Genomic DNA, 22,258 nt, shown 5'->3' with positions numbered 1-22,258 from the left:
CCATGTCCCACTCCACACCGGCCAGCCTGCCGCTGGTCTATGCCTGCTCGGGCTGCTCCAGCGTCGCGCAGCTCGCCAATGCCTTCGCCATCCGCCTGGACCGCAGTGGCCGCGCGGAGATGTCCTGCATCAGCGGCGTGGGCGGCGGTGTCCCTGCGCTGACGCGGGTGGCGCGCTCTGGCCGACCGATCCTCGCATTGGACGGCTGCCCGCTCGCATGCGTGAAGGCTTGCCTTGCCAGCGTCGATGTCGTGCCCGCAAGGCATCTCGTACTGAACCGGCTCGGTGCCACCAAGCGGCAGCATGGCGAATGCACCGCAGCCGAAGAGAGCGCCACGTGGGAGGTTGTCGAGCAAGCGCTCGCAGAAATTTCTGCCGCCATTTAGCGAATGCATGGCTGCATGAAGCGCCGATAGCGACGACGCGCACGACAGCAACCCCAAGGACAGTATGGCTATAGGCCGCAGCGCTCTTCCTCGTTGACGACAGTCAACCCGGTACTGCGCAATCTTCACGATGATCTCCCTGACAGCCGGTGCAGCAAGCCTCACAACAAGCCGGCATAACAGCTTTCCCCAACCGCTGAAGAGCAGCACTATGAAAGCGAAATCCTGGAGGTTCACCGCGCTCGCGGCCTTGCCGTTATCCCTCTGGCTGAGCCAGGCCAGCGCGGATACAACGGCAGCGGCGCCTGCCACGCCGCCGACCGCGTCGGCACCCAACCTGACTCCTGCCGAATTCGACCATGCCCGGCAGATCTACTTCGAACGCTGCGCGGGCTGCCACGGCGTGCTGCGCAAGGGCGCTACCGGCAAGCCGCTCACACCGGACATCACACGCGCACGTGGCAGCGAATACCTGAAGACCTTCATCAAGTACGGCAGCCCTGCCGGCATGCCGAACTGGGGCACGTCGGGCGACCTGTCCGATACCGAGGTCGACCTGATGGCCCGCTACATCCAGCTTGATCCCCCGACGCCGCCGGAGTTCTCGCTGGCGGACATGGAGAAAAGCCGCAAGGACATCATGCCCGTGGCCAAGCGTCCGACGCGCAAGATGAACCAGTACAACCTGGACAACCTGTTCTCGGTGACGCTGCGCGATGCCGGCGAGGTGGCGCTGATCGATGGCGACAGCAAGAAGATCATCAACATCGTGAAGACGGGCTATGCGGTGCACATCTCGCGCATGTCCGCTTCGGGCCGCTACCTGTACGTGATCGGCCGCGATGCACGCCTGGACCTGATCGACCTGTGGCTGCCCAAGCCCGACATCGTCGCCGAGGTCAAGATCGGCCTGGAAGCCCGTTCGGTGGAGACGTCGAAGTACAAGGGCTACGAGGACAAGTACGCCGTGGCGGGCTCCTACTGGCCGCCGCAGTACGTGATCATGGAAGGCGACACGCTCAAGCCGCTCAAGGTCGTGTCGACGCGCGGCATGACGGTGGACAACGAGTACCACCCCGAGCCGCGCGTGGCGTCGATCGTCGCCAGCCACTTCCATCCCGAGTTCGTTGTCAGCGCCAAGGAGACCGGCAAGATCCTGATGGTCAACTACGCCGACCTGAACAACCTGAAGACCACCACCATCGACTCCGCCAAGTTCCTGCATGACGGCGGCTTCGATGCCACGGGCCGGTACTTCATGGTGGCGGCCAACGCGTCGAACAAGATCGCGGTGGTCGACACCAGGGACGACAAGCTCGCCGCGCTGATCGACGTGGGCAAGACACCTCACCCGGGCCGCGGTGCCAACTTCGTGCATCCGAAGTTCGGGCCGGTCTGGGCCACGAGCCATCTCGGCGACGAGACCATCAGCCTGATCGGTACCGACCCCGTCGCCCACAAGGCGCAGGCGTGGAAGGTGGTGCAGACGGTCAAGGGCCAGGGCGGGGGTTCGCTCTTCATCAAGACGCATCCGAAGTCGTCCAACCTGTGGGTCGATACGCCGCTGAACCCCGATGCCAAGCTCAACCAGTCGGTGGCCGTGTTCGACACGCGCAATCTCGACGCGGGCTTCCAGGTGCTGCCGGTGGCCGAGTGGGCCAACCTGAAGGGCGAAGGCGCCAAGCGCGTGGTGCAAGCCGAGTACAACAAGGCCGGCGATGAGGTGTGGTTCTCCATCTGGGGCACCAAGGACGGCGAGTCGGCACTCGTGGTGGTCGACGACAAGACGCGCAAGCTGAAGACCGTCATCAAGGACCCGCGCCTGGTCACGCCGACCGGCAAGTTCAACGCGTACAACACCCAGCACGACATCTACTGATCGTGCGTGCGGCGCGCAAGGCAAAGCCCTTGCGCGCGGCCTCCGGAGCCAGACAATGCAATCCATCCGAATCCTCATCGCGGCGGCCGCGTGCGTGCTGCTGCCCGCGGTGGCCCTCAGCGCCGAACTTGCCGCCAGCAAAGCCTGCATGGCGTGCCACAGCGTAGACAAGAAGCTCGTCGGTCCGGCCTTCAAGGACGTGGCGGCAAAGCACAAGGGCGGCAAGGACGCTGCCGCGCAGCTTGCCGGCTCGATCCTCAAAGGCAGCAGCGGCAAATGGGGACCAGTGCCCATGCCCGCCAATCAGGTGACCGACGCCGAAGCAGACAAGCTCGCCAAATGGGTGCTGACGCTTTAGCCGCCCTCGCGCGCAGCGTCGCACTCGGCATGCTGGTGGCCGCCACGGTGGCCGTCGCAGCGGAGCCGGCGCCGGCGCGGCGCGCTGAACTCGCGCGACTGCTGCGCGACGACTGCGGCGCCTGCCATGGCATGACGCTGCAAGGGGGGCTCGGCTCGCCGCTGACCGCCGATGCGCTCGCAGGCAAGCCGCGCGACGGCCTGGTGGCCACCGTACTGCAGGGCCGGCCCGGCACCGCCATGCCGCCCTGGCAACCCTTCATGACGCAAGACGAAGCCTTATGGCTGATCGAACGATTGCAGGCCGGACAAGCGCCGGCCGTTTCAGGCAGGTAGCCCGCACTGCCAGGCAGGCACTGAAGCGCCTGTTGCCAGGTTTCCTGGCCGCCGTGCTCGTCGCGGGCTGCGCGACGCCGCTGCGCGGCACCGGCGATCTCGGCGTCATCATCGAACGCGCCGCCGGCCGCATGCAGGTCGTGGAAACCACTGGCATGACGCAACTCGCCACTGTGGGTGGCCTGGGCGACCTGTCGCACGCCAGCGTGGCGTTCTCACGCGACGGCCGTTTCGCCTATGTCTTCGGGCGCGATGGCGGGTTGTCGCGCGTGGACCTGCTGCAGGCACGCGTGACAAGCCGCGTCATGCAGGCGGGCAACAGCATCGGCGGCGCCATCACGCAGGACGGCCGCGTTGTCGCCGCCCAGAACTATGCGCCGGGCGGCATCCGCCTGTTCGACGCGGCAACCCTGGAGCCGCTTGCGGACATTCCTGCCATTGGCGAAGACGGCAAGCGCTCCAAGGTCGTGGGCCTGGCCGACCTGCCGGGGCGACGGCTGGCAGCCAGCCTGTTCGAATCGGGCGAGATCTGGATCATCGACGTCAACGACCCGCGCCAGCCGCAGGTCACGCGCCTGCGCGCGGGCCGCGAGCCGTACGACGGCCTGGTCACGCCGGATGGCCGCTGGTACCTGGCTGGCCTGTTCGGAGAAGACGGGCTGTCCCTGGTGGACCTGTGGCAGTCCCCGCCCACGGCACAGCGCATTCTCTCCGGCTATGGACGCGGCACCGCGCCGCTGCCGGTCTACAAGATGCCGCACCTGCGCGGCTGGGCCATGGCGCAAGGCATGGCATGGCTGCCGGCGATAGGACGGCACGAGGTCCTGGTCGCCGACCCGGCACGCGGCTGGAGCGAAGCGGCGCGGGTCGCGCTGGCCGGCCAGCCGGTCTTTGTCATGGCGCGGCCCGATGGCCGCCAGGTCTGGGTCAACTTTGCGTTCCCGAACAACGACACCGTGCAGATCATCGACACGGCGACGCGGCAGGTTGTGCGCACCATGCGCCCGTGCCGCGGCGTGCTGCACATGGAATTCACGCCCAAGGGAGAAGCCGTGTGGCTGTCTTGCCGCGACGACAACCGCGTGGAGGTCTACGACACCACCACCTTCGCGCGCCTGGCCACGCTGCCTGCCGACAACCCGAGCGGCATCTTCTTTACCGTGCGCGCCCAGCGCTTCGGCATGTAACCCGCACCAGGATCGCCATGTACGACGAAGCCCTGCTCTATGACCGGCTCCAGCGCGACCTGCCGCTGCACCCGCGCCCGTACCGCAAGCTGGCTGGTGAACTCGGATTGTGCGAACACGACCTGCTGAGCCTGCTCGCGCGGGACCTCGGCGCCGGGCGCATCAGCCGCATCGGCGCGGTGTTCGCGCCCAACGTCATCGGCGTCAGCACGCTTGGCGCGCTGGCGGTGGAACCGGCGCAGCTCGACCGCGTCGCTGCATGCGTCAGCACCTGCAGCGCGGTCAGCCACAACTACGCGCGAAGAGGACATCGCCACAACCTGTGGTTCGTGGCGGGCGCGCGAGACCGCTATGCGCTCGATGGCGTGCTGGCGGACATCGCCAAGAAAACCGGCCTGACGCCGCTCGATCTGCCGATGGAGCGCGAGTACCACATCGACCTCGGCTTTTCGCTGCGAGAAGGCGGTGTCCGCCGTCCGCGCCGCGCCGTGAAGGCGCCTGCGCCGGTCCAGCCGGATGCCGACGACTGGCGCCTGATCGCTGAACTGGAAGCCGGGCTGCCGCTCGCGCCGCAGCCGTTCCACACGCTGTCCCTGCGTTCGCGCATTCCGCTCGACCGCATCCTCGAACGCCTGGCGCAGTGGAGCGAAAGCGGCGTGATCCGCAGGCTCGGCGTGGTCCTGCATCATGGGCGCTTCGGCTACCGGCACAACGCCATGTGCGTCTGGGACGTGCCGGAAAGCCGTGCCGATGCGCTCGGTATCAGGCTGGCGCGCATGCCCGGCGTAACGCTGTGCTACCGCCGCGCACGCAGCCTGCCGGAGTGGCCCTACAACCTGTTCGCCATGATCCACGCACGCGACGCGCAGACCATGCGGGCCACGCTCGGGCATGTCGAAGAGCAGGTCGGCCTGGCGCAGATGCGCAGCGCGGTACTGGTCGGCACGCACTGCTACAAGCAGCGCAACACGCGCTATGCGCTGCAGCAGGAGTCCTCATGAGCTTCGTCCCGGATGCGCTCGACCGCCGCATCATCAACAGGCTGCAGCGCGGCCTTGCCTTGACGCCCCGGCCTTATGCCGATGCGGCGCTGGCGCTGGACATCGACGAGACCACCCTGCTCGCACGCCTGCGGGCCCTGCTGGACGCCGGCATCCTGACGCGCTTCGGCCCGCTGTTCCAGATCGAACGTGCCGGCGGCCGCTTCGTGCTATGCGCGTGCCACGCACCGGAAGACCGGCTCGAAGCCGTGATCGCCGCCATCAACGCCCATCCGGAGGTCGCGCACAACTACGCGCGCACGCATCACCTGAACCTGTGGTTCGTGCTGGCGGTGCCGCGCCCGGAAGACGTGGGGCCCGCGCTGCAACGCATCAGCCACGATGCGGACGTGGAGATCCTGCCGTTCCCGAAAGAGCGCGAGTACTTCGTCAACCTCTACCTGCCGGCCTGAACCGCCATGACGCTGCCTGCCCACGATGCCATCGATCGCGCGCTGATCCGCGCCACGCAGGACGGCCTGCCACTCGTCAACGCGCCCTATGCCGCTGTAGCTGGCCAACTTGGCATCACTGAGGACGAAGTCATTGCGCGCCTTGGCGCCATGCATGCGAGCGGCGCGCTGCGCCGCATCGCTGCCGTGCCCAACCACTATGCGCTGGGCTGGCGTGCCAACGGCATGACGGTCTGGGACGTGGATGACGCATGCATCGACGTGCTCGGCGAACGGATCGGCACGCTGCCTTTCGTCAGCCATTGCTACCGCCGCCCGCGTCGGCTGCCGCTATGGCCATACAACTTGTTCGCCATGGTGCATGCCCACACGCGCGAGGAAGCCATGCCGCTGGTGGCCCGGATTGGCGCCGTGCTCGGCACATCCTGCCGCGCCCACGACGTGCTGTGGTCCACGCGCATTCTCAAGAAAACCGGCCTGCGGCTGCCGCCGGCCAATACAGAGTCATAGGGAGTCAGCATGTTCCGCCTGTCCCGATTCATGGAAGCGCTGCGCGATGGCGGCCCCGTGCCCGCGCCGCGCAAGCCGGCCGGCCCGGTCGTCATCTGGAACCTGATCCGGCGCTGCAACCTCAACTGCAAGCACTGCTATTCGACCTCGGCAGACACCGACTTCAAGGGCGAACTGAGCACGGCCGAAGCGCTGGATGTACTGGATCAACTCAAGGCCGCACGCGTGCCGTCCCTGATCCTGTCCGGCGGCGAGCCACTGCTGCGCGCGGATCTGTACACCATCGCGGCGCGGGCGCGCGAGCTGGGCTTCCACCTGTCCCTGTCATCCAACGGAACGCTGCTCGATGCCGGCCACGCCGCGCGGCTGGCCGCCTGCGGCTTCGACTATGTCGGCGTCAGCCTCGACGGCCTGCCGGCCACGCATGACCGCTTCCGCCGCAGCGACGATGCCTTCCAGCAGGCGCTCGGCGGCCTGCGCACGGCGCGCAATGCAGGGCTGCGCGTGGGCGTGCGCATGACGCTGATGGAGCAGAATGCGAGCGAATTGCCAGCCCTGGTGGCGCTGGCCGAGAGCGAGGGCATCGACAAGTTCTACCTGTCCCACTTCAACTACGCGGGGCGCGGCCGCAGCCACCGCGCCGACGATGCGCGGCACGCCGCCACGCGTACCGCGCTCGACTGGCTCTTCGACCACGTGTGGGAGCGCGCGCGGCAAGGCCACGCGGGTGACTTCGTCACTGGCAACAACGATGCCGACGGCGTCTACCTGCTGCACTGGATCGCGCGCCGCGAGCCGCGCCGGCTGGCCGACATGCGTGCGCGCCTGCTTAACTGGGGCGGCAATGCGACGGGCGTCGGCGTTGCCAACATCGACAATCTCGGCAACGTCCATCCCGACACGATGTGGTGGCACATCACGCTTGGCAATGTGCGCGAGCGCGCGTTCGGCGACATCTGGGCCGATCGCAGTGACCCGCTCATGGCGGGCCTGGCCGCGTCGCCGCGACCGCTGGAGGGACGCTGCGCGGCCTGCGCGCAGGTCGGGATCTGCAACGGCAATACGCGCGTGCGTGCGGCGGCGATCACCGGCAACCCGTGGGCAGCGGACCCGGGTTGCTACCTGACGGACGAGGAGCTTGCCTGTCCGCTTGGCGCGGAGGCGGCCGCATGAACCAGCTATTGCGATGGCTTGCGGCGGCCTTGCTGGCTGTCCCGTTCCAGACACCGGCTTTCGGGGCCGAGGACGTGGCCGGCCCGGCCGCGCTGTATCGGCAGCATTGCGCCGCCTGCCATGGCGCTGACCGCCTTGGCGCGATGGGGCCCGCGCTGTTGCCCCAGAGCCTTGAACGGCTGCGTCCGGCCGAGCTGGCCGCCGTGCTGCGCGAAGGCCGGCCGGCAACGCAGATGCAAGGCTTCGCAGGCGAACTCGCCGACGTCCAGCTGGCTGGCCTGGCGGACTGGCTGCGCACCGCTCCGGCAACCTTGCCGAGGTGGACCGACGCGGAGATTCGCGGCAGCCATATCGTGACTCACGCATCGGGCAGTCTCCCCGCCAGGCCCGTGTTTCGCGCCGATCCCGCCAACCTGTTCCTGGTCGTCGAGGCAGGCAGCCACCATATCAGCGTGCTCGACGGCGACCGCCTGGAGCCGATCCACACCTTCCGCACGCGCTTTGCGCTGCATGGCGGCCCCAAGTTCAGCCAGGATGGCCGCTATGTCTTCATGGCCAGCCGCGACGGCTGGGTCAGCAAGTACGACCTCTGGAACCTGACGTTCACGGCGGAGATCCGCGTCGGCCTGAACACGCGCAACGTGGCAGTGAGCGACGACGGCAAGTGGGTGCTGGCCGGCAACACCCTGCCGCGGACGCTGGTGCTGCTGCGCGCCGATGACCTGTCGCTGGCAAAGGTGATCGACGTGCGGGGGCGCGACGGCCAGGGCTCGCGCGTATCCGCCGTCTACGATGCGGCACCGCGGCACAGCTTCATCGTGGCGCTCAAGGACATTCCGGAAGTCTGGGAGATCCCGTATGCCGGCACGGCAAACAGCACGACTCCGGAGGCCAGGAGGATCGCGCTGGAAGATGTGCTCGACGATTTCTACTTCGACCGGTCATACCAGCACATCCTGGGCGCATCGCGCGATGGCGGCGGACAGGTGGTCGATCTCACGCTCGGCCGCAAGGTCGCGGACCTGGCCTTGTCCGGCATGCCGCATCTGGGCAGCGGCATCACGTGGATGCGCGACGGCCATGAGGTCATGGCGTCGCCCAACCTCAAGCAGGGCCGCATCAGCGTGATCGACATGCGCAGCTGGCAGACCATCGCCACGGTGCCGACCAACGGCCCGGGCTTCTTCCTGCGCAGCCACGAGAACACGCCCTACGCGTGGGCCGATGCGATGATGAGCCCGAAGCGCGACACGCTGCAGCTGATCGACAAGCAGACGCTGGCCGTGGTGGGCAGCGTCACGCCGAGCCCCGGCCGCACGGCCGCGCATGTGGAGTTCACGCGCGATGGCCGCTATGCGCTCGTCAGCCTGATGGAGCGCGATGGCGCCATCGTGGTGTACGACGCGCGCACGCTGCGCGAGGTCAAGCGCCTGCCCATGGACAAGCCCATCGGCAAGTACAACGTATTCAACAAGACCACGCGCTCGTCCGGCACCAGCCATTGAGGCGGTAGCCCTGCGCAAAGAAAGGACTCGTAATGAACCCCCTCAAGCCCGGCAAGGTATGGCTGGTCGGCGTCGGCCCCGGCAACCCGGACCTGATTACCGTGCGCGCGGCGCGCGTGCTCGCGCAGGCGCAGGTCTGGCTGGTCGATGACCTGGTGTCGCCGGAAATGGCGTGCCACGCCAGTCCCGGCACGCATGTCGAATGGGTCGGCAAGCGCGGCGGGCGCTGCTCGGTCAGCCAGGATCGCATCCAGCAGCTCACGCTGATGCACGCGCTGGCAGGCAAGAAAGTCGCGCGCATCAAGGGCGGCGATCCGCTGATGTTCGGGCGCGGCGGCGAGGAATCGGCATTCCTGCGCGCGCATGGCGTGCCGGTCGAGGTCGTGAACGGTATCAGCAGCGGACAGGCGGCTGCACAGGCACTGGGCGTGGCGCTGACGCATCGCGCGCATTGCCACGGCGTGAGCTTCGTCACCGCGCATACCAGCGACCACGGCAGCCCTGACTGGCGCGCCCTGGCGGGCAGCGGCACCACGCTGGTGATCTACATGGGCATGAGCCGGCTGGCGGCGATCCGCGACGCGCTGCTTGCTGCGGACATGCACCCTGACATGCCCGCCGCTGTCGTGATGCATGCCGGCGGCAGCGGGCAACAGTGCTGGACCGGCACGCTTGCCACGCTCGGCCAGGCGCTCGATGCGGGGTTGGCCAGCCCCGCGGTGATCATGATCGGCGCGGTGCTGGCCGATGCGCCGGGCCTCGCGCCCCTACGCGGCGCGCCAGCGCCTCAGTACGGCAATCCGACGTAGTTCTCGGCCAGCGCCTTGCGCGCTGCTTCGGAACTGATCAGGAAATCGAGTTCGGCCTGCTGGATGCGCGACGAGAATGCGTCGGCATCCGGAAAGCGGTGCAGCAGCGACGTCATCCACCACGAGAAGCGCTCCGCCTTCCAGATGCGGCGCAGGCACTTCTCCGAATAGCCGTCAAGCTCACGCGGGTCGTCCCGCTGATAGCGCGCGGCCAGCGCATCGGCCAGGTACAGCACATCGCTCGCGGCAAGGTTCAGGCCCTTGGCGCCGGTCGGCGGCACGATATGCGCGGCGTCGCCGGCCAGGAACAGCCGGCCAAAGCGCAGCGGCTCGCACACAAAGCTGCGCAGCGGCGCAATGCTCTTCTCGATCGAAGGGCCGGTCACCAGCGACTCGGCGGCTTGCGGGTCCAGCCGGCAGCGCAGTTCATCCCAGAAGCGCGCGTCGGACCAGGCTTCGGCCCGCTCTGTCGACGGCACCTGCACGTAGTAGCGGCTGCGCGCCTTCGAACGCATGCTGCACAGCGCAAAGCCACGCTCGTGGCTGGCGTAGATCAGTTCGTCGGCGACCGGCGGCGTGTCCGACAGGATGCCGAGCCAGCCAAACGGATAGACCCGCTCGAACAGCTTCGTCGACGCGGCCGGCACGCTCTGCCGGCTGACGCCGTGGAAGCCGTCGCAGCCCGCGATGTAGTCGCACTCGATCTCGTGCGTGGCGCCGTCCTTGCGATAGCGCACCAGCGGCCGCGACCCATCGAAGCCGTGCAGGCTCACGTCGGATGCCTCATAGATCGTCGTCGTGCCCTCTGCCTGCCGCGCGGCCATGAGGTCGCGCGTGACTTCGGTCTGGCCGTACACCGTGACCCGGCGTCCGGTCAGCGCGTGCAGGTCGATGCGATGGCGCTCGCCGTTGAACGACAGCTCGATGCCGTCGTGCGGCAACCCTTCTTCATGCAGCCGCGCCGCCACGCCCGCTCGCTCCAGTGCATCGACCGTCACGCTTTCCAGGATGCCGGCGCGGATGCGACCCAGCACGTAGGCCGGACTGCGCTGCTCCACGATGACGTTGTCGATGCCCGAGCGCGCAAGCAACTGCCCGAGTAAAAGACCGGCGGGGCCGGCGCCGATGATGGCAACCTGGGTGCGCATGGCTTGTCTCCGTATGCGTTGTTCTGATGGGAGGAAAGATAGCGGCCGGGCAGGCATTCCGGAATGGACAGATCGAACCAAGAACAGGACAATCCGAACATTGCTGGTAAACACGGATCCCGTCGTGAAGCCCGTTCCCTCCTATTCGCTGTACGGCACCAGTTCGTCGGAGCCGCTGCTGGACCAGCTGCATTTCGAGTCGATTGCGCAGCGCAGCAAGCTGCACGGCTGGGAGATCCAACCGCACCGGCATGAGCGCTTCCTGCAAATTCTGTACATCCATGCCGGTGGCGGGGAAGCCTTGCTGGAGGAGCGGCGTGAGGCGCTGCGCAGCGGCTCGCTGGTCATGGTGCCGCCGCAGCACATTCACGGCTTCGTGTTCCGGCCCGATACCGATGGCATCGTCGTGACCATGACGGACAGCCACCTGCACACGCTGCTGGCCGGCGTGCCCGATACCCTGGCGCTGTTCGAGCGGCCGCTCCATGAACCGGTGCGGCGCGACGGCGCACTGGCCGATGCGCTGGGGCTGTTCCGGGGCGAGATGGAAAGCGTGTCTGCGTGGCGTGGGGCCGCACTGTCAGCGCTGCTGACCGTGGTGCTGATCAGCATTGCGCGGCTGGCCGATGCCTCGGCGCCGGCCGCCGCGCGCAGCAACAGCCGGCCGGCGCGGCATTTCCAGCAGTTCCAGCAATTGCTGGAGTCCGGCTATCGCGAACAAAGGGAGATTGGCGACTACGCTGACGACATCGGCATTACGGCCACGCAGCTCAACCGCATCTGCAGGCAGATGGCGGGCCAGTCGGCGCTGCAGATGATCCACGCCCGGGTGCTGGCGCAGGCGCAGCGCGACCTGCTGTTCAGCGACCTGGAGGTCAAGCACATTGCGTTGTCGCTGGGCTTTGCCGATGCGGCTTACTTCTCGCGCTTCTTCGCGAAGCAGGTCGGGCAGACGCCGACCGGGTTCCGGCAGTCGGGGCGCGCCCGGCTGCCGGCGTTCGCCACGCGATAGCTCAGGCCTGCGGCCTGCGGTTGGCCTCGTCGATCGCGGCGAAGACTTCCTCGGCCATGTGGAATGCCGAGTTGGCGGCCGGCACGCCGCAGTAAATCGCGGCCTGCAGCAGCACTTCCTTAATCTCGTCGCGCGTCACGCCGTTATTGGCCGCGGCGCGCAGGTGCAGCTTGAGTTCTTCCGAGCGGTTCAGCGCCACCATCATCGCGATGGTCAGCAGGCTGCGCGTGTGCCTCGGCAGGCCTTCGCGGGTCCAGATCTCGCCCCACGCGTAGCGCGTGATCAGGTTCTGGAACTCCTCGTTCACCGGCGTCAGGCGCGCGAGCGAGCGGTCGACGTGGACGCTGCCCAGCACGTCGCGCCGCACCGAAAGACCGGCTTCGTAGCGGGCGTGATCGTCGGTGACCGGCAGACGGCCAACGATGAAATCGAGCAATGCGGCGGTGAAGCGGCCCGGCTGTTCGAAGTTGGAGATATGCGCGGCCGGCAGTGCAACGAAGTGCGCATCGGGAATCGCGGCGGTCAGGTCGCGGCCCTCCTGCACCGTGGTGGAAGGGTCATGGCTGCCCGCGATCACCAGCACCGGCACGCTGATCGTGCGCACGGCCTCGCGGAAATCGGCATCGCGCACCGCGGCGCAGTTGGCCGCATAGCCACGTGGATCGAGTGCGGCCAGCACGGCACGCAGCGGGTCCAGTGCGCGACTGGCGGCCGCGGCAAACTCCGGGGTGAACCAGCGCTCGATCGACGGCTCCACCATGATGCCCATGCCGTCGCGCAGCACGCTGTCGATGCGCGTGTTCCAGCCCTCGGCATTGCCGATCTTCGCGGCAGTGTTGGCCAGCACGATCTTTGGAAAGCGTTCGGGCGCATGCACGCCCAGCCACATGCCGGTCAGGCCGCCCATCGACACACCGCAGAACGCAGCCTGCGCGATACCGAGGGCATCCAGAATGGCAAGCACATCGCCGCCAAGCTGATCCATGGTGAAGGCATCGCCGGGCGCGGTTGAGCGTCCGTGGCCGCGCGTGTCATAGCGCACGACGCGGAAGCGTCCGGCCAGCGCCTCGGCCTGCGGCTGCCACATGGTGTGGTCCGTGCCGAGCGAGTTCGAGAAGACGATGGCCGGCGCATTGTCGGGGCCATCCACCGTGTAGAAAAGCCGGGCGCCGGCGTGGTCGAGATAGGGCAATGCGATCTCCTGGAATCCTGTGTGAGATTGTGCCGGTCAACTGGCGCGGCGCCTGGCAAGCGCCGCATGCCAGGCCTGCACGGCGGCATCGGCAAAGGCCGCCGACTGGCCGGCGTAGTTGGCCGGGTCGGCGAGGCGGTCGAGGGTAGCCTCATCGAGCAGGCCCGCATGGGCGGGATGTTCGCTGAGCGTCCGTGCCAGTGCTTCGCGCAGCGTGGTGCCTTGCGCCACCGCGAGACGCGACGCCTGCTCCACCACATGGTGCGCTTCGAGCCGGCCGATTCGACCGCCGAGTTCGAGCATAGCCGCTTCGCCGAGGATCAGGCCATGCGTCATGTCGAGATTGGCGCGCATGCGCGCAGTATCCACCTGCAGGCCTGACACCACCTCCCCCATCTGGCGCAGCGCGCCGGCTGCAAGCGTGACGATCTGCGGCAGCGTATCCCACTCGGCCTGCCAGCCTCCCAGTGCGCGCTCGTGTTCCTGCACCATGCCCGACAGCATGGTAGCCACCAGCGGCGGCACGCGCACGGCCGCGGTGAGCACGGCGGCACAGCCAACCGGGTTGCGCTTGTGCGGCATGGTGCTGGAGCCGCCACGGCCCGGGCCGGCTGGCTCGGCCACTTCGGCGACCTCGGTCTGCATCAGCAGCGAGATATCCCGCGCCATCTTGCCGAGCGTGCCGGTCAGCAAGCCGAGCGCGGTAGCCACCTCGACCAGGCGGTCACGGTGCGCGTGCCATGGCAGCGAGGGCACTTCGAGCTTCAGTTCGCCGGCGAGCGCACGGGCGACGGCCGGCGCGGATCGGCCAAGGCTCGCGAGCGTGCCGGCCGCGCCGCCAAATTGCAGCGCGCTGGCATGGACTCGGGCGGCATCGACACGGCGCAGGTCGCGACGCAGCGCATCGAGCCAGCCCGCGGCCTTCAGGCCAAACGTCGCGGGCAAGGCGTGCTGCAGCCAGGTGCGGCCGACCATGGGCGTGTCGCGATGCGACGCGGCCAGCGCCGCGCAGCCATTGCCCAGCGCCAGCAGGTCCGCCCGCAGGTGCGGCATCGCTTCGCCAAGCTGAAGCACGAGTGCGGTATCGATGATGTCCTGGCTGGTGGCGCCCCAGTGGACGAAACGCGCGGCCTCGGCATCGCGCGCGGCGACAGCGGCAGTAAGTTGCCTGACGAAGGGAATGGCGAGGTTGCCGGCGGCAACGGCCGCTTGCGCAAGTGCATCGAAGTCGATGACCGAGACGTCGGTGCAGACTTCGGAGATGACCGTCGCGGCGGAAACGGGAATGACATTGCAGCGCGACTCGGCGCGGGCCAGCGCGGCTTCAACGGCAAGCATGCCGCGCACGGTGCCGGTATCGGAGAATATCTCCAGCACGGCCGGGCTGCCGAACATGGGATCGGTAAGGCGGGACGAGCTTGGCATGGGGGCGTAGTGGATGTGCCGTCACGACGTTGGCGACGGCACGATTATGCGCGAAGCGTCAGATGTCGAAAAACACCGTCTCGCCCGGCCCCTGCAGCACCACATCCCAACGCAGCGCGCCATTGCCCTGCGCAGCGGCAATCAGCGTGCCGCGCCGCTCGGCCGGCACCATTGCCAGCACGCCGTCGGCAGCATTGGCGGCAGCCTCATCCGGAAAGTAGACCCGTGTGGCCACGTGCTTGACCAGGCCGCGCATGAACACCGACACCATGATGTGCGGCGCCTGCGGCTTGCCGTCGGCGCCGGGCACCACGCCCGGCTTCACGGTGACGAAGCGGAACGAGCCATCCTCGGCGGTCGGCACGCGGCCGAAGCCGGTGAAGCCCGCGACCAGCGGCAGTTCGCGCGTGTCTTCGGCATGGCGGTAGCGGCCGGCCGGGTTGGCCTGCCAGATCTCGACCATGCCGTCGGGCACGGGCGCGCCGGTGCCGTCGATGACGCGGCCTTCGATGACGATGCGCTGGCCGGCCAGTTCCGGCGCGTCGGCGGTGAGGTCGGCGCAATTCAGGCCGGTCAGGCCGATATGCAGATAAGGGCCGACAGTCTGCGAAGCGGTGGCGTACAGCATGCTTTTACTCCATCGGCGTGGCATCGCGGCCACGCAGCACGATATCGAAACGGTAGCCCAGCGCGTACTCGGGCTGCGTGGTCTCCCAGTCAAAGGTGGCGATCAGGCGTTCGCGCGCCTTCTCGTCGGGAACGCAGTTGTAGATCGGGTCGTACGGCAGCAGTGGGTCGCCGGGGAAGTACATCTGCGTGACCAGCCGCGTCGCGTAGGCGTTGCCGAACAGGGAGAAGTGGATATGCTGCGGCCGCCAGGCGTTGTGGTGGTTGCGCCATGGGTAGGCACCGGGCTTGATGGTCTTGAACTGGTAGCGGCCGTTGGCGTCGGTCACCATGCGGCCTTCGCCGGAGAAGTGCGGATCGAGCGGGGCATCGTGCTGGTCGCGCTTGTGCGTGTAGCGGCCCGCAGCGTTGGCTTGCCAGACCTCGATCAGCGCGTTCGGCACCGGGCGGCCGTTCTCGTCCAGCACGCGGCCAGTGACCAGAATGCGCTCGCCGAGGGGCTCGCCGCCATTGCCGATGGTCAGGTCGTTGTCGCCGGCACGCACGAACTCTGCGCCGAAGGTGGGACCCGTGACTTCCGAGAGAGACTGCGGAATCCGCACCAACGGCTGCGTGGGTGAGCGCAGCACGGTCGATGCATAAGGGTCAAAACGGTATTCAGGCTGGGTGTCCCAATAGGGGCGACGGTACTGGGCGAGGCGGGGCATGCTTCGTCTCCGTGTTTTAGCGGTGGAATGACTTTAGGTGACACACAAAGTCATGTAAATTGAGTTATTACCGGATTAGGATGAATTTTCGATATGGAACGACAGGAGCAGGCCGCGCAGGATGTCTTCCGCAACCGCGTGCGGCTGCGGCATCTCTATTGCTTCGTGGCGGTATCGCAAACCCAGCACCTCGGGCGCGCGGCGGACCGGCTTGGCCTGACCCAGCCGGCCGTTTCCAAGACGCTGAGCGAGCTGGAGGAACTGGCCGGCACGCGGCTGCTGGTGCGGCAGCGCGCGGGCACCGAACTGACCGCGGCGGGCACGCGCTTCCTGCAGCATGCACTGCGCATCCTGGCCGATATCGATGCCGCCGCCGGCAGCGTCACGGGGGAAACCGCGCTGACGCATGAACGGATACGGCTCGGTGCACTGCCGAGCGTGGTGCCGGCGGTATTGACCGATGCCTTGCTGCGCTTTCGCGCCACGTATCCCGAGGTCGGCCTGGACGTGCGGACCGGCATGAACCGCAACCTGATCGACCAGCTCAAGGCCGACGTGCTCGACCTGGTGATCGGCCGCATGGATGATCCGGTCGCGATGGAAAGCTTGTGGTTCGAGTCGCTGGGGCCCGATTCCCTGGTGCTGGCGGTGCGTCCCGGGCATGCGCTGGCCAGGACCACGCGCCCCACATTGCTCGATTGCCTGGCGTGGCCGCTGGTGATTGCCGCCACGGGCTCGATTCCGCGGCACAACACCGAAAGCCTGCTGGCGCGCCACGGCCTGCGGCTGCCGGATGGCTGCGTGGAGACTTCCGACGCCTATCTGGGGCGCCTGCTGGCCGAACAGAGCGATTGCGTCTGGGCGGCTCCGATGTCGGCCACGCGCCGCGCCATGGACGCGGGCGGGCTGGTGGCACTGCCGATCGATACCCTCGGCACCGAGGAGCCGGTCGGCCTGCTGCGGCACAAGGACCGCACCCTGACGCCGATGGCCGAGGCACTGGCCGACTGCATCCGGGCGGCGGCGCATCCCGATGCTCCCCGGCGCGGCCAGCCGGCTCAGTGAGCGGCCATGGGCCGGCCGCCCTGCTCGCCTGCCGGCGCGGGGCTGCCGCCGAAGTGCTTCACCATCAGCGCCACGGCGGCCAGGAAGGCCGGCACGGCCAGCAGCGTGAAGATCGTGTCGAAGCCAAGCTGCAGGCGCAGCAGTTCGGCGCCGAGCAGCGCGCCGGTAATGCCGCCGAAGCGGCCGATGCCGAGCATCCATGCCACGCCGGTGGCACGGCCCTGCGTCGGGTAGAAGGCCGCCGCCAGCGACGGCATTGACGACTGCGCGCCGTTCATCGCGGTACCCGCCAGGAAGATCAGCACGCCCAGCAGCACCTGGCTGCCGGTGCCCTGCCCGACGGCGTAGATCAGCGCGCCGGTGATGGCATAGGTCAGCGCAATCACCTTGTTCGGGTTGAAGCGATCCATGAACCAGCCCGCGGCGATGGTGCCGATGCCGCCGCCCAGCGGGAACAGCGCGGTCAGGAACGAGGCGCGCTGGATCGAGAAGCCCGCGTCCTTCATCAGCGTGGGCATCCAGCTGGTCAGCAGGTAGAAGATCACCAGGCCCATGAAGTACGTGGCCCACATCATGGCCGAGCCCAGGCGGTAGCCCGGCGACAGCACCGTGCCGATGGCCGAGCGCGTCGCGGGCGCCTGCTCGCCGATGACATAGCTTGCGGCCGCCGCGCCGGCACCGGTCACGCGCTGCAACACCTTGCCGATCTGTCCGGCCGGGTAGTTGCGCAGCACCATGTAGCGCACCGACTCCGGCAGCAGCAGCACCAGCAGCACGGCCAGCACGACCGGCAGCACGCCGCCCAGCACAAGCACGCTGTGCCAGCCATAGTTCGGGATCATGGCCGCCGCGACGAAGCCGCCCACCGCCGAGCCGAGCGGAAAGCCGCAGAACATGGTGTTCACCAGTACGGCACGGCGGCGCTGCGGCGCGAACTCGGACGTCAGCGTCACCGCGTTGGGCATGGCGGCGCCCAGGCCCAGGCCGGTCAGGAAACGCAGCGTGGTCAGCCAGCCCAGGCTTGGCGCAAAGGCCGTGGCCAGGCTACACACGCCGAAAAAGAAGACGGACAGCACCAGCACGCGCTTGCGGCCGACGCGATCGGCCAGCGGGCCGGCAAAGATGGCGCCAAAGGCCAGGCCGAACAGCGCCGCGCTCATGACAGGGCCCAGCTCGGATTTCTGGATGCCCCAGTCCTGCACCAGTGCCGGGGCGATATAGCCGATGGCCGCTGTATCAAAGCCGTCGACGGCAACGATCAGGAAGCACAGGATCAGGATCAGCCATTGGTAGCCGGTGAATGGCCGCTCGTCGATCAGGGCCTGGACGTCGATGACGCCGCCCTTCGCAGGGTTGGACTGGGGCACGGGTTGTCTCCGTTTGACTTTGGAAATCGGCAAGGGGTGCTGATCTGGCAAATCGGCAAACCCGCCATTTGTTCTGATAGCGAACCATGGTTCTCTATTGGAACCGATCTTAGGCGCCGGGGATCAGCGACAAGTATCCGGGTTAACCCGTCGCGACAGGTCATCGGGAACGGCATCGGACGAGGCGAATTACGCCAGGGGACAGACTATCCTGGCGGTAAACTTGCGCCATTGACACGAGAGTCAGTTGCCGGCGGAGAAGATCGGCGTAATGACGCAATCTTTCGCTGCCGGCTACCGGAAGCGACTTGGATACATGCCTGAATTTCATGGAAATAACACGAGATGTCATTTTCCATGCCGTGACGTATTGCTTAGGATGCGCTAAGCACCGATCAATGTGATCGCCGTCCGGAAAGAGCCGCGTAAGGCTAAATCAACGCTTTGGCGCAGGCACGGACCAAGCCCGAGCGCCCGCAGTGAGGCTTTTCACCTCGGCTGCCCGACACCGATTCCAGCTCCGACAGGTTTTCCCGAAACCATAGTCCCTCCTGCTGCCAATGCGGTCTGAAGCCACGCTGGTGAAAATACCCATAACGCTCGTTTTGCCGCCCGGACAGCACCATGTCATACGACATTTAAGTAATTCATTACAAATGATATTTCACGCGATTATATTTAATATAAAAAAACTGTATAAGACCGCCATTTCAAGCTGCAGCGCACAAACCTATAGTGAATGTAATTTTTTCCGGGGAGGAACCCGTAACCACCGACAAGGAGGTGGAAGAATGCTAAAAACAGCTTTGTTGCTTGCGGCGGCAAGTGCAGCGTTGGGCGCGGGTGCTGCGTATGCCGGCACCGGGACTCGGGACGTTTACACGGATGGCTCGAGCGTAATGGGGTCGCGGGACCCATTCACGGATGGAAGTAGAGCAATCACTGACAGGAGGGATGTGTTCACCGACGGTGCCAAAGTCACGGACAAACGGGATATGTTCACGGATGGTTCGTAATTCGCCAACCCGAGATCAAGGTCGCGCCTCTCCAAGCCCCCCTCTGCGGGGGCTTGGTTTTTATTGGGGGCAAGCCAGTATTCAGGCGCGATACTCAGGCGCCACAACCGCGCAATATTCGATTGGCGATGCCAGCGGGCATCGTGATTTCCTTATGCGCCCCCCAACGTGGAAAAAAGTAGCCCCCACTTGTATTCTGCCTCGCGGCTGCGACGGCCATGCTTTCGGCGCTACGCCTGCATCAGCATCGCTCGCAGTTGCGCCTTGGCGACTTTCTCAAGCGTGGCGCGCGGCAGGCTATCCACCAGCCTCACCTCGTGCGGCCGTTTGAAGTCGGCAAGCTGTGCCGTGCACGCGGCCAGGATGCGCGACGGCAGGTCTGCGCCGGCTCCCCGGGCTGGAATGACGAAGGCCACCGGCACTTGATCGAGCATCGGGTGCTTCTTTGCCACCACGGCAACTTCGGCCACGCCGGGCACCAGGGCGATCACGCGCTCGATCTCCGACGCCGCTACGTTCTCGCCACCGACCTTCAGCATGTCCTTGGCGCGGTCGGCGAAGTAAAGCGCGCCGTCCTCGCCGAGCCGGACGCGGTCGCCGGTGATAAACAGGCCATCGGCGCGAAACGCCGCTGCCGTGGCGGCGGCATCATTGAAGTACTCGAGGAACAGCGATACGCCGCGCTGGCCGCGCACGTAGAGGTCTCCGGTTTCGCCCGGCGCGACCGGCTGGCCGTGCTCATCGAGCACATGAATCTCATAGCCCGGCGACGGCCGTCCCATCGACATCGGCGTATTGGCGCGATGCGGCGAGCCGACGGTGCCGTGCGAGATGGTTTCGGTCATGCCCCACCAGCCGATGGTCTTTACGCCGAAGTGGGCGTCGGTGGGCGGCTCGCACACGCCGCTGCCCCAGTGGCGGTAGCTGTGCCGCTCGGGCCGGGGCTGGCCCATCAGCGCGCGGACGCAGAACGGGACCATCGAGGTCCAGGTGCAGCCATGCCGCAGCGACACCGGCCAGAAGCGCGATACCGAGAACTTCGGCAGCAGCACCACGGTGGCGCCCACCCACAGCGACGCTGCCACCGAATACACTTGCGCGTTCGTATGGAACAGCGGCAGGTGCACGAGATGGACATCGTCCGCGCGCAGATCTTCATGCCGCGCGCACAGCTGCGCGCCCCACAGCGCGTTGGCATGGCTCCACAGCACGGCTTTGGGTCGCGACGTGGTGCCCGAGGTGTACTGGATGCCGAACGGCGCCATCGGATCATGCGGGCGCTGGGCCAGCGTATCGGGATCGGCGTCGATGGTGGTGAATGGCATGAAGCCGGCCACATTGGCTTCCGGCGCCGCGCCGTTGTCGGTCGCGGTGACCGCCACCCACGCCAATGCAGGGGCCGCCTGGCGAACCATTGCCGCAAACCGCGGTTGGGTGATGCCGGCCACGGCGCCGCTGTGGCTGGCGAAGAAGGCCAGCTCGTCCGCGCTGGAACGCGTGTTGGTGGTCACGGGCACGGCGCCGGCATACGCGCAGCCGAGCCAGGCGATGACCGATTCCGGGCAATTGTCCAAGTGCACCAGCACGCGCGCGCCGGGTTGCACGCCGCGCGCCTGCAAGCCGGCGGCGAAGCGCCGGACCGTGTTGCCGAACCGCGCGTAGGACCACGTCGCGCCTTCGCCATCGAAGGGCTCCCACACCAGGAACGGGTGATTGCCGCGCCTGACGGCCTGTTCATCGATCAGGGTGCGGATATCGGTGGCTTCGAATGGCGTCAGGGCGGCAGGCGTCATGGGGCATCGGAACAGGAGCAAAGGGTGCCGACGAGTATCGCGAAGCGGTTCAGGCGGGTGATTCGTCTAAAGCGACGAATCTGCGGCGCTCATTTCGGTAGGACGCTTACGGCGGCGCTGCGCGCACTCAGTAAAAACCGAAAGGAGGGAAGCAGCGGCGCCCGCGCCGTTGACGCCGCTGACTACCCGATTTGAGCGACGCGTAGCAGCCGAAGGCGATGATGCGATAGCGCTGGCAGTGTCGGGCCACGGAGATATCCGCCCGTTAGGGCAAGCGACGCGTTTCTTTGCTTACCTTCTTGTCGCTCGGACAAGAACGTGAGTCGCCGGCTACGCCGGAAAAACAGCAGCGTCAGCCAAGCACGAGAACCGATTCAAATCCCCAAAATCATCCCTGCAAAAACGCCAACACACGCTCCAACAGCAACTCCGGCGCCTCCTCAGCAATGTAATGCCCGCACGGCAAGCCATGTCCATTGACGCGCCGCGCCACCTTGCGCCATTCCTCAAGCGGGCGGAAGCATTGGCCCACGGCGCCCTGCTCCCCCCACAACGCCAGCATTTCGCACTCCACCACGCGTCCAGCGGCCAAGTCGGCACGATCATGCTCCAGATCGATACCCGCACTCGCACGATAGTCCTCGCACAGCCCATGCGCGGCACCGGGCATTTGCAGGCAGCGCAGGTACTCGGCCATCGCAGCGTCAGTAAAAGGCGCCAACCCAGCACTGCGCGCCCCCATGGTGCTGCGCAGGTAGAGCGCCGGGTCCGCCTCGATCAGCGTTTCCGGAAACGGCGCAGGCCGGATCAGGAAGAACCAGTGCCAGTACGCCGTGGCAAAGGCGAGGCTGGTCTGCTCGTACATCGCCAGCGTGGGCGCAATATCGAGCGTGACAAGACGTTCGACGCGTTCGCCGTGATCCAGCGCCATGCGGTGCGCCACGCGCGCGCCGCGATCATGCGCCATGACGCGAAAACGCTCGAAGCCGAGTGCGGACATCAGTTCGACCTGATCGCGCGCCATCGCGCGCTTGCTGTAGTTCACGTGGTCGGGCAGACCGGCAGGCTTGTCGCTGTCCCCGTAGCCACGCAGGTCCGCCGCCACCACCGTGAAATGGCGCGCCAGCGACGCCGCGACCTTATGCCAGATCACATAGGTCTGCGGATGGCCATGCAATAGCAGCAGCGCCGGGCCCTGCCCGCCAACGACGGCATGGATGCCAACGTCCCCGCATTGCACGTGGCGATGTTCGAACCCCTTGAATCCTTCCAGCACGGCCTGCCTCCTTTCCTATTCAAGGACCTGCGCGG

General features: G+C 66.9%; 21 protein-coding genes. 13 read left to right on the top strand and 8 right to left on the bottom strand.

All coding sequences use genetic code 11. The features are described 5' to 3' along the window. Positions 1-2 precede the first annotated feature (2 nt). From ACIGJC_RS17230 to cobA, 11 genes are all read left to right on the top strand, one after another. Complete coding sequence (locus tag ACIGJC_RS17230) at positions 3-386, top strand: putative zinc-binding protein (protein ID WP_483713240.1); 384 nt, start codon at positions 3-5, stop codon at positions 384-386. Positions 387-597: 211 nt separating this feature from the next. Next, entirely contained in the window at positions 598-2,265 is a 1,668-nt protein-coding gene (locus tag ACIGJC_RS17225; protein WP_483713239.1) for a cytochrome D1 domain-containing protein, read from the top strand. 55 nt (positions 2,266-2,320) lie between these two features. Continuing rightward, positions 2,321-2,623: a c-type cytochrome gene (locus ACIGJC_RS17220; RefSeq protein ID WP_483713238.1), complete on the top strand. Its 303-nt coding sequence runs from the start codon at positions 2,321-2,323 to the stop codon at positions 2,621-2,623. Between the two features lie 29 nt (positions 2,624-2,652). Beyond that, on the top strand, positions 2,653-2,958 hold the full coding sequence (locus ACIGJC_RS17215; protein ID WP_483714447.1) for a c-type cytochrome: 306 nt from the start codon (positions 2,653-2,655) through the stop codon (positions 2,956-2,958). Next, positions 2,904-4,145: a cytochrome D1 domain-containing protein gene (locus tag ACIGJC_RS17210; RefSeq protein ID WP_483713236.1), complete on the top strand. Its 1,242-nt coding sequence runs from the start codon at positions 2,904-2,906 to the stop codon at positions 4,143-4,145. The genes ACIGJC_RS17215 and ACIGJC_RS17210 overlap by 55 nt, the downstream gene beginning before the upstream one ends. Positions 4,146-4,162: 17 nt before the next feature. After that, positions 4,163-5,146 carry a siroheme decarboxylase subunit beta gene (ahbB, locus tag ACIGJC_RS17205; protein WP_483713235.1) on the top strand — a complete coding sequence of 328 codons (984 nt, stop codon included), beginning with the start codon at positions 4,163-4,165 and terminating at the stop codon, positions 5,144-5,146. Next, positions 5,143-5,598, top strand: coding sequence for an Lrp/AsnC family transcriptional regulator (locus tag ACIGJC_RS17200; RefSeq protein WP_483713234.1), 456 nt, complete (start codon positions 5,143-5,145; stop codon positions 5,596-5,598). Before ahbB (ACIGJC_RS17205) ends, ACIGJC_RS17200 begins: the two co-directional genes overlap by 4 nt. 6 nt (positions 5,599-5,604) lie before the next feature. Next, entirely contained in the window at positions 5,605-6,108 is a 504-nt protein-coding gene (gene ahbB, locus ACIGJC_RS17195) for a siroheme decarboxylase subunit beta (RefSeq protein WP_483713233.1), read from the top strand. A 9-nt stretch (positions 6,109-6,117) separates the two neighbouring features. After that, positions 6,118-7,281, top strand: coding sequence for a heme d1 biosynthesis radical SAM protein NirJ (gene nirJ, locus ACIGJC_RS17190; RefSeq protein WP_483713232.1), 1,164 nt, complete (start codon positions 6,118-6,120; stop codon positions 7,279-7,281). Continuing rightward, entirely contained in the window at positions 7,278-8,786 is a 1,509-nt protein-coding gene (locus ACIGJC_RS17185) for a cytochrome D1 domain-containing protein (RefSeq protein ID WP_483713230.1), read from the top strand. Before nirJ ends, ACIGJC_RS17185 begins: the two co-directional genes overlap by 4 nt. A gap of 32 nt (positions 8,787-8,818) precedes the next feature. Next, entirely contained in the window at positions 8,819-9,595 is a 777-nt protein-coding gene (gene cobA / locus ACIGJC_RS17180; protein WP_483713229.1) for a uroporphyrinogen-III C-methyltransferase, read from the top strand. Here cobA and pobA read toward each other — a convergent pair. Next, a complete protein-coding gene (gene pobA / locus ACIGJC_RS17175; RefSeq protein WP_483713228.1) occupies positions 9,574-10,743 on the bottom strand; it encodes a 4-hydroxybenzoate 3-monooxygenase in 1,170 nt (389 codons plus the stop codon). The two genes, cobA and pobA, sit on opposite strands and share 22 nt — an antisense overlap. Before the next feature lie 124 nt (positions 10,744-10,867). Here pobA and ACIGJC_RS17170 point away from each other — a divergent pair, with 124 nt between their 5' ends. After that, entirely contained in the window at positions 10,868-11,755 is an 888-nt protein-coding gene (locus ACIGJC_RS17170; RefSeq protein WP_483713227.1) for a helix-turn-helix domain-containing protein, read from the top strand. A 1-nt stretch (position 11,756) separates the two neighbouring features. On the opposite strand, the gene pcaDC is transcribed toward ACIGJC_RS17170, so the two are convergent. The 4 genes from pcaDC to pcaH all read right to left on the bottom strand — a co-directional run bounded on the left by pcaDC (position 11,757) and on the right by pcaH (position 15,706). Further along, positions 11,757-12,947 carry a bifunctional 3-oxoadipate enol-lactonase/4-carboxymuconolactone decarboxylase PcaDC gene (gene pcaDC, locus ACIGJC_RS17165; RefSeq protein ID WP_483713226.1) on the bottom strand — a complete coding sequence of 397 codons (1,191 nt, stop codon included), beginning with the start codon at positions 12,945-12,947 and terminating at the stop codon, positions 11,757-11,759. A 36-nt stretch (positions 12,948-12,983) separates the two neighbouring features. Further along, a complete protein-coding gene (locus ACIGJC_RS17160; protein WP_483714446.1) occupies positions 12,984-14,342 on the bottom strand; it encodes a 3-carboxy-cis,cis-muconate cycloisomerase in 1,359 nt (452 codons plus the stop codon). An 88-nt stretch (positions 14,343-14,430) separates the two neighbouring features. Next, positions 14,431-15,000, bottom strand: coding sequence for a protocatechuate 3,4-dioxygenase subunit alpha (gene pcaG, locus ACIGJC_RS17155; RefSeq protein ID WP_483713224.1), 570 nt, complete (start codon positions 14,998-15,000; stop codon positions 14,431-14,433). Between the two features lie 4 nt (positions 15,001-15,004). Continuing rightward, positions 15,005-15,706, bottom strand: a complete 702-nt coding sequence (gene pcaH / locus ACIGJC_RS17150) for a protocatechuate 3,4-dioxygenase subunit beta (protein WP_483713223.1) — start codon at positions 15,704-15,706, stop codon at positions 15,005-15,007. A gap of 93 nt (positions 15,707-15,799) precedes the next feature. Here pcaH and ACIGJC_RS17145 point away from each other — a divergent pair, with 93 nt between their 5' ends. Further along, entirely contained in the window at positions 15,800-16,771 is a 972-nt protein-coding gene (locus ACIGJC_RS17145; RefSeq protein ID WP_483713222.1) for a LysR substrate-binding domain-containing protein, read from the top strand. Here the strand turns inward: ACIGJC_RS17145 and ACIGJC_RS17140 are convergent. The 3 genes from ACIGJC_RS17140 to ACIGJC_RS17130 form a co-directional block, all read right to left on the bottom strand. Beyond that, positions 16,765-18,138 carry an MFS transporter gene (locus tag ACIGJC_RS17140; protein ID WP_483713221.1) on the bottom strand — a complete coding sequence of 458 codons (1,374 nt, stop codon included), beginning with the start codon at positions 18,136-18,138 and terminating at the stop codon, positions 16,765-16,767. The genes ACIGJC_RS17145 and ACIGJC_RS17140 overlap by 7 nt on opposite strands. A gap of 1,246 nt (positions 18,139-19,384) precedes the next feature. Next, a complete protein-coding gene (locus ACIGJC_RS17135; protein ID WP_483713220.1) occupies positions 19,385-20,947 on the bottom strand; it encodes an AMP-binding protein in 1,563 nt (520 codons plus the stop codon). 388 nt (positions 20,948-21,335) lie between these two features. Continuing rightward, positions 21,336-22,220, bottom strand: coding sequence for an alpha/beta fold hydrolase (locus ACIGJC_RS17130; protein WP_483714445.1), 885 nt, complete (start codon positions 22,218-22,220; stop codon positions 21,336-21,338). Positions 22,221-22,258: the final 38 nt, after the last annotated feature.

This window comes from Cupriavidus sp. C3SS-1 (assembly GCF_057073755.1).
The sequence above is the reverse complement of the archived record's forward strand: the minus strand, read 5'-3'. Positions and strand labels throughout refer to the sequence as shown.

Coding starts and splice junctions, on each gene's coding strand:
- ACIGJC_RS17230 (WP_483713240.1), top strand. CDS start 3: ATGTCCCACTCCACACCGGCCAGCCTGCCGCTGGTCTATGCCTGCTCG.
- ACIGJC_RS17225 (WP_483713239.1), top strand. CDS start 598: ATGAAAGCGAAATCCTGGAGGTTCACCGCGCTCGCGGCCTTGCCGTTA.
- ACIGJC_RS17220 (WP_483713238.1), top strand. CDS start 2,321: ATGCAATCCATCCGAATCCTCATCGCGGCGGCCGCGTGCGTGCTGCTG.
- ACIGJC_RS17215 (WP_483714447.1), top strand. CDS start 2,653: ATGCTGGTGGCCGCCACGGTGGCCGTCGCAGCGGAGCCGGCGCCGGCG.
- ACIGJC_RS17210 (WP_483713236.1), top strand. CDS start 2,904: ATGGCTGATCGAACGATTGCAGGCCGGACAAGCGCCGGCCGTTTCAGG.
- ahbB (WP_483713235.1), top strand. CDS start 4,163: ATGTACGACGAAGCCCTGCTCTATGACCGGCTCCAGCGCGACCTGCCG.
- ACIGJC_RS17200 (WP_483713234.1), top strand. CDS start 5,143: ATGAGCTTCGTCCCGGATGCGCTCGACCGCCGCATCATCAACAGGCTG.
- ahbB (WP_483713233.1), top strand. CDS start 5,605: ATGACGCTGCCTGCCCACGATGCCATCGATCGCGCGCTGATCCGCGCC.
- nirJ (WP_483713232.1), top strand. CDS start 6,118: ATGTTCCGCCTGTCCCGATTCATGGAAGCGCTGCGCGATGGCGGCCCC.
- ACIGJC_RS17185 (WP_483713230.1), top strand. CDS start 7,278: ATGAACCAGCTATTGCGATGGCTTGCGGCGGCCTTGCTGGCTGTCCCG.
- cobA (WP_483713229.1), top strand. CDS start 8,819: ATGAACCCCCTCAAGCCCGGCAAGGTATGGCTGGTCGGCGTCGGCCCC.
- pobA (WP_483713228.1), bottom strand. CDS start 10,743: ATGCGCACCCAGGTTGCCATCATCGGCGCCGGCCCCGCCGGTCTTTTA.
- ACIGJC_RS17160 (WP_483714446.1), bottom strand. CDS start 14,342: ATGTTCGGCAGCCCGGCCGTGCTGGAGATATTCTCCGATACCGGCACC.
- pcaG (WP_483713224.1), bottom strand. CDS start 15,000: ATGCTGTACGCCACCGCTTCGCAGACTGTCGGCCCTTATCTGCATATC.
- pcaH (WP_483713223.1), bottom strand. CDS start 15,706: ATGCCCCGCCTCGCCCAGTACCGTCGCCCCTATTGGGACACCCAGCCT.
- ACIGJC_RS17145 (WP_483713222.1), top strand. CDS start 15,800: ATGGAACGACAGGAGCAGGCCGCGCAGGATGTCTTCCGCAACCGCGTG.
- ACIGJC_RS17135 (WP_483713220.1), bottom strand. CDS start 20,947: ATGACGCCTGCCGCCCTGACGCCATTCGAAGCCACCGATATCCGCACC.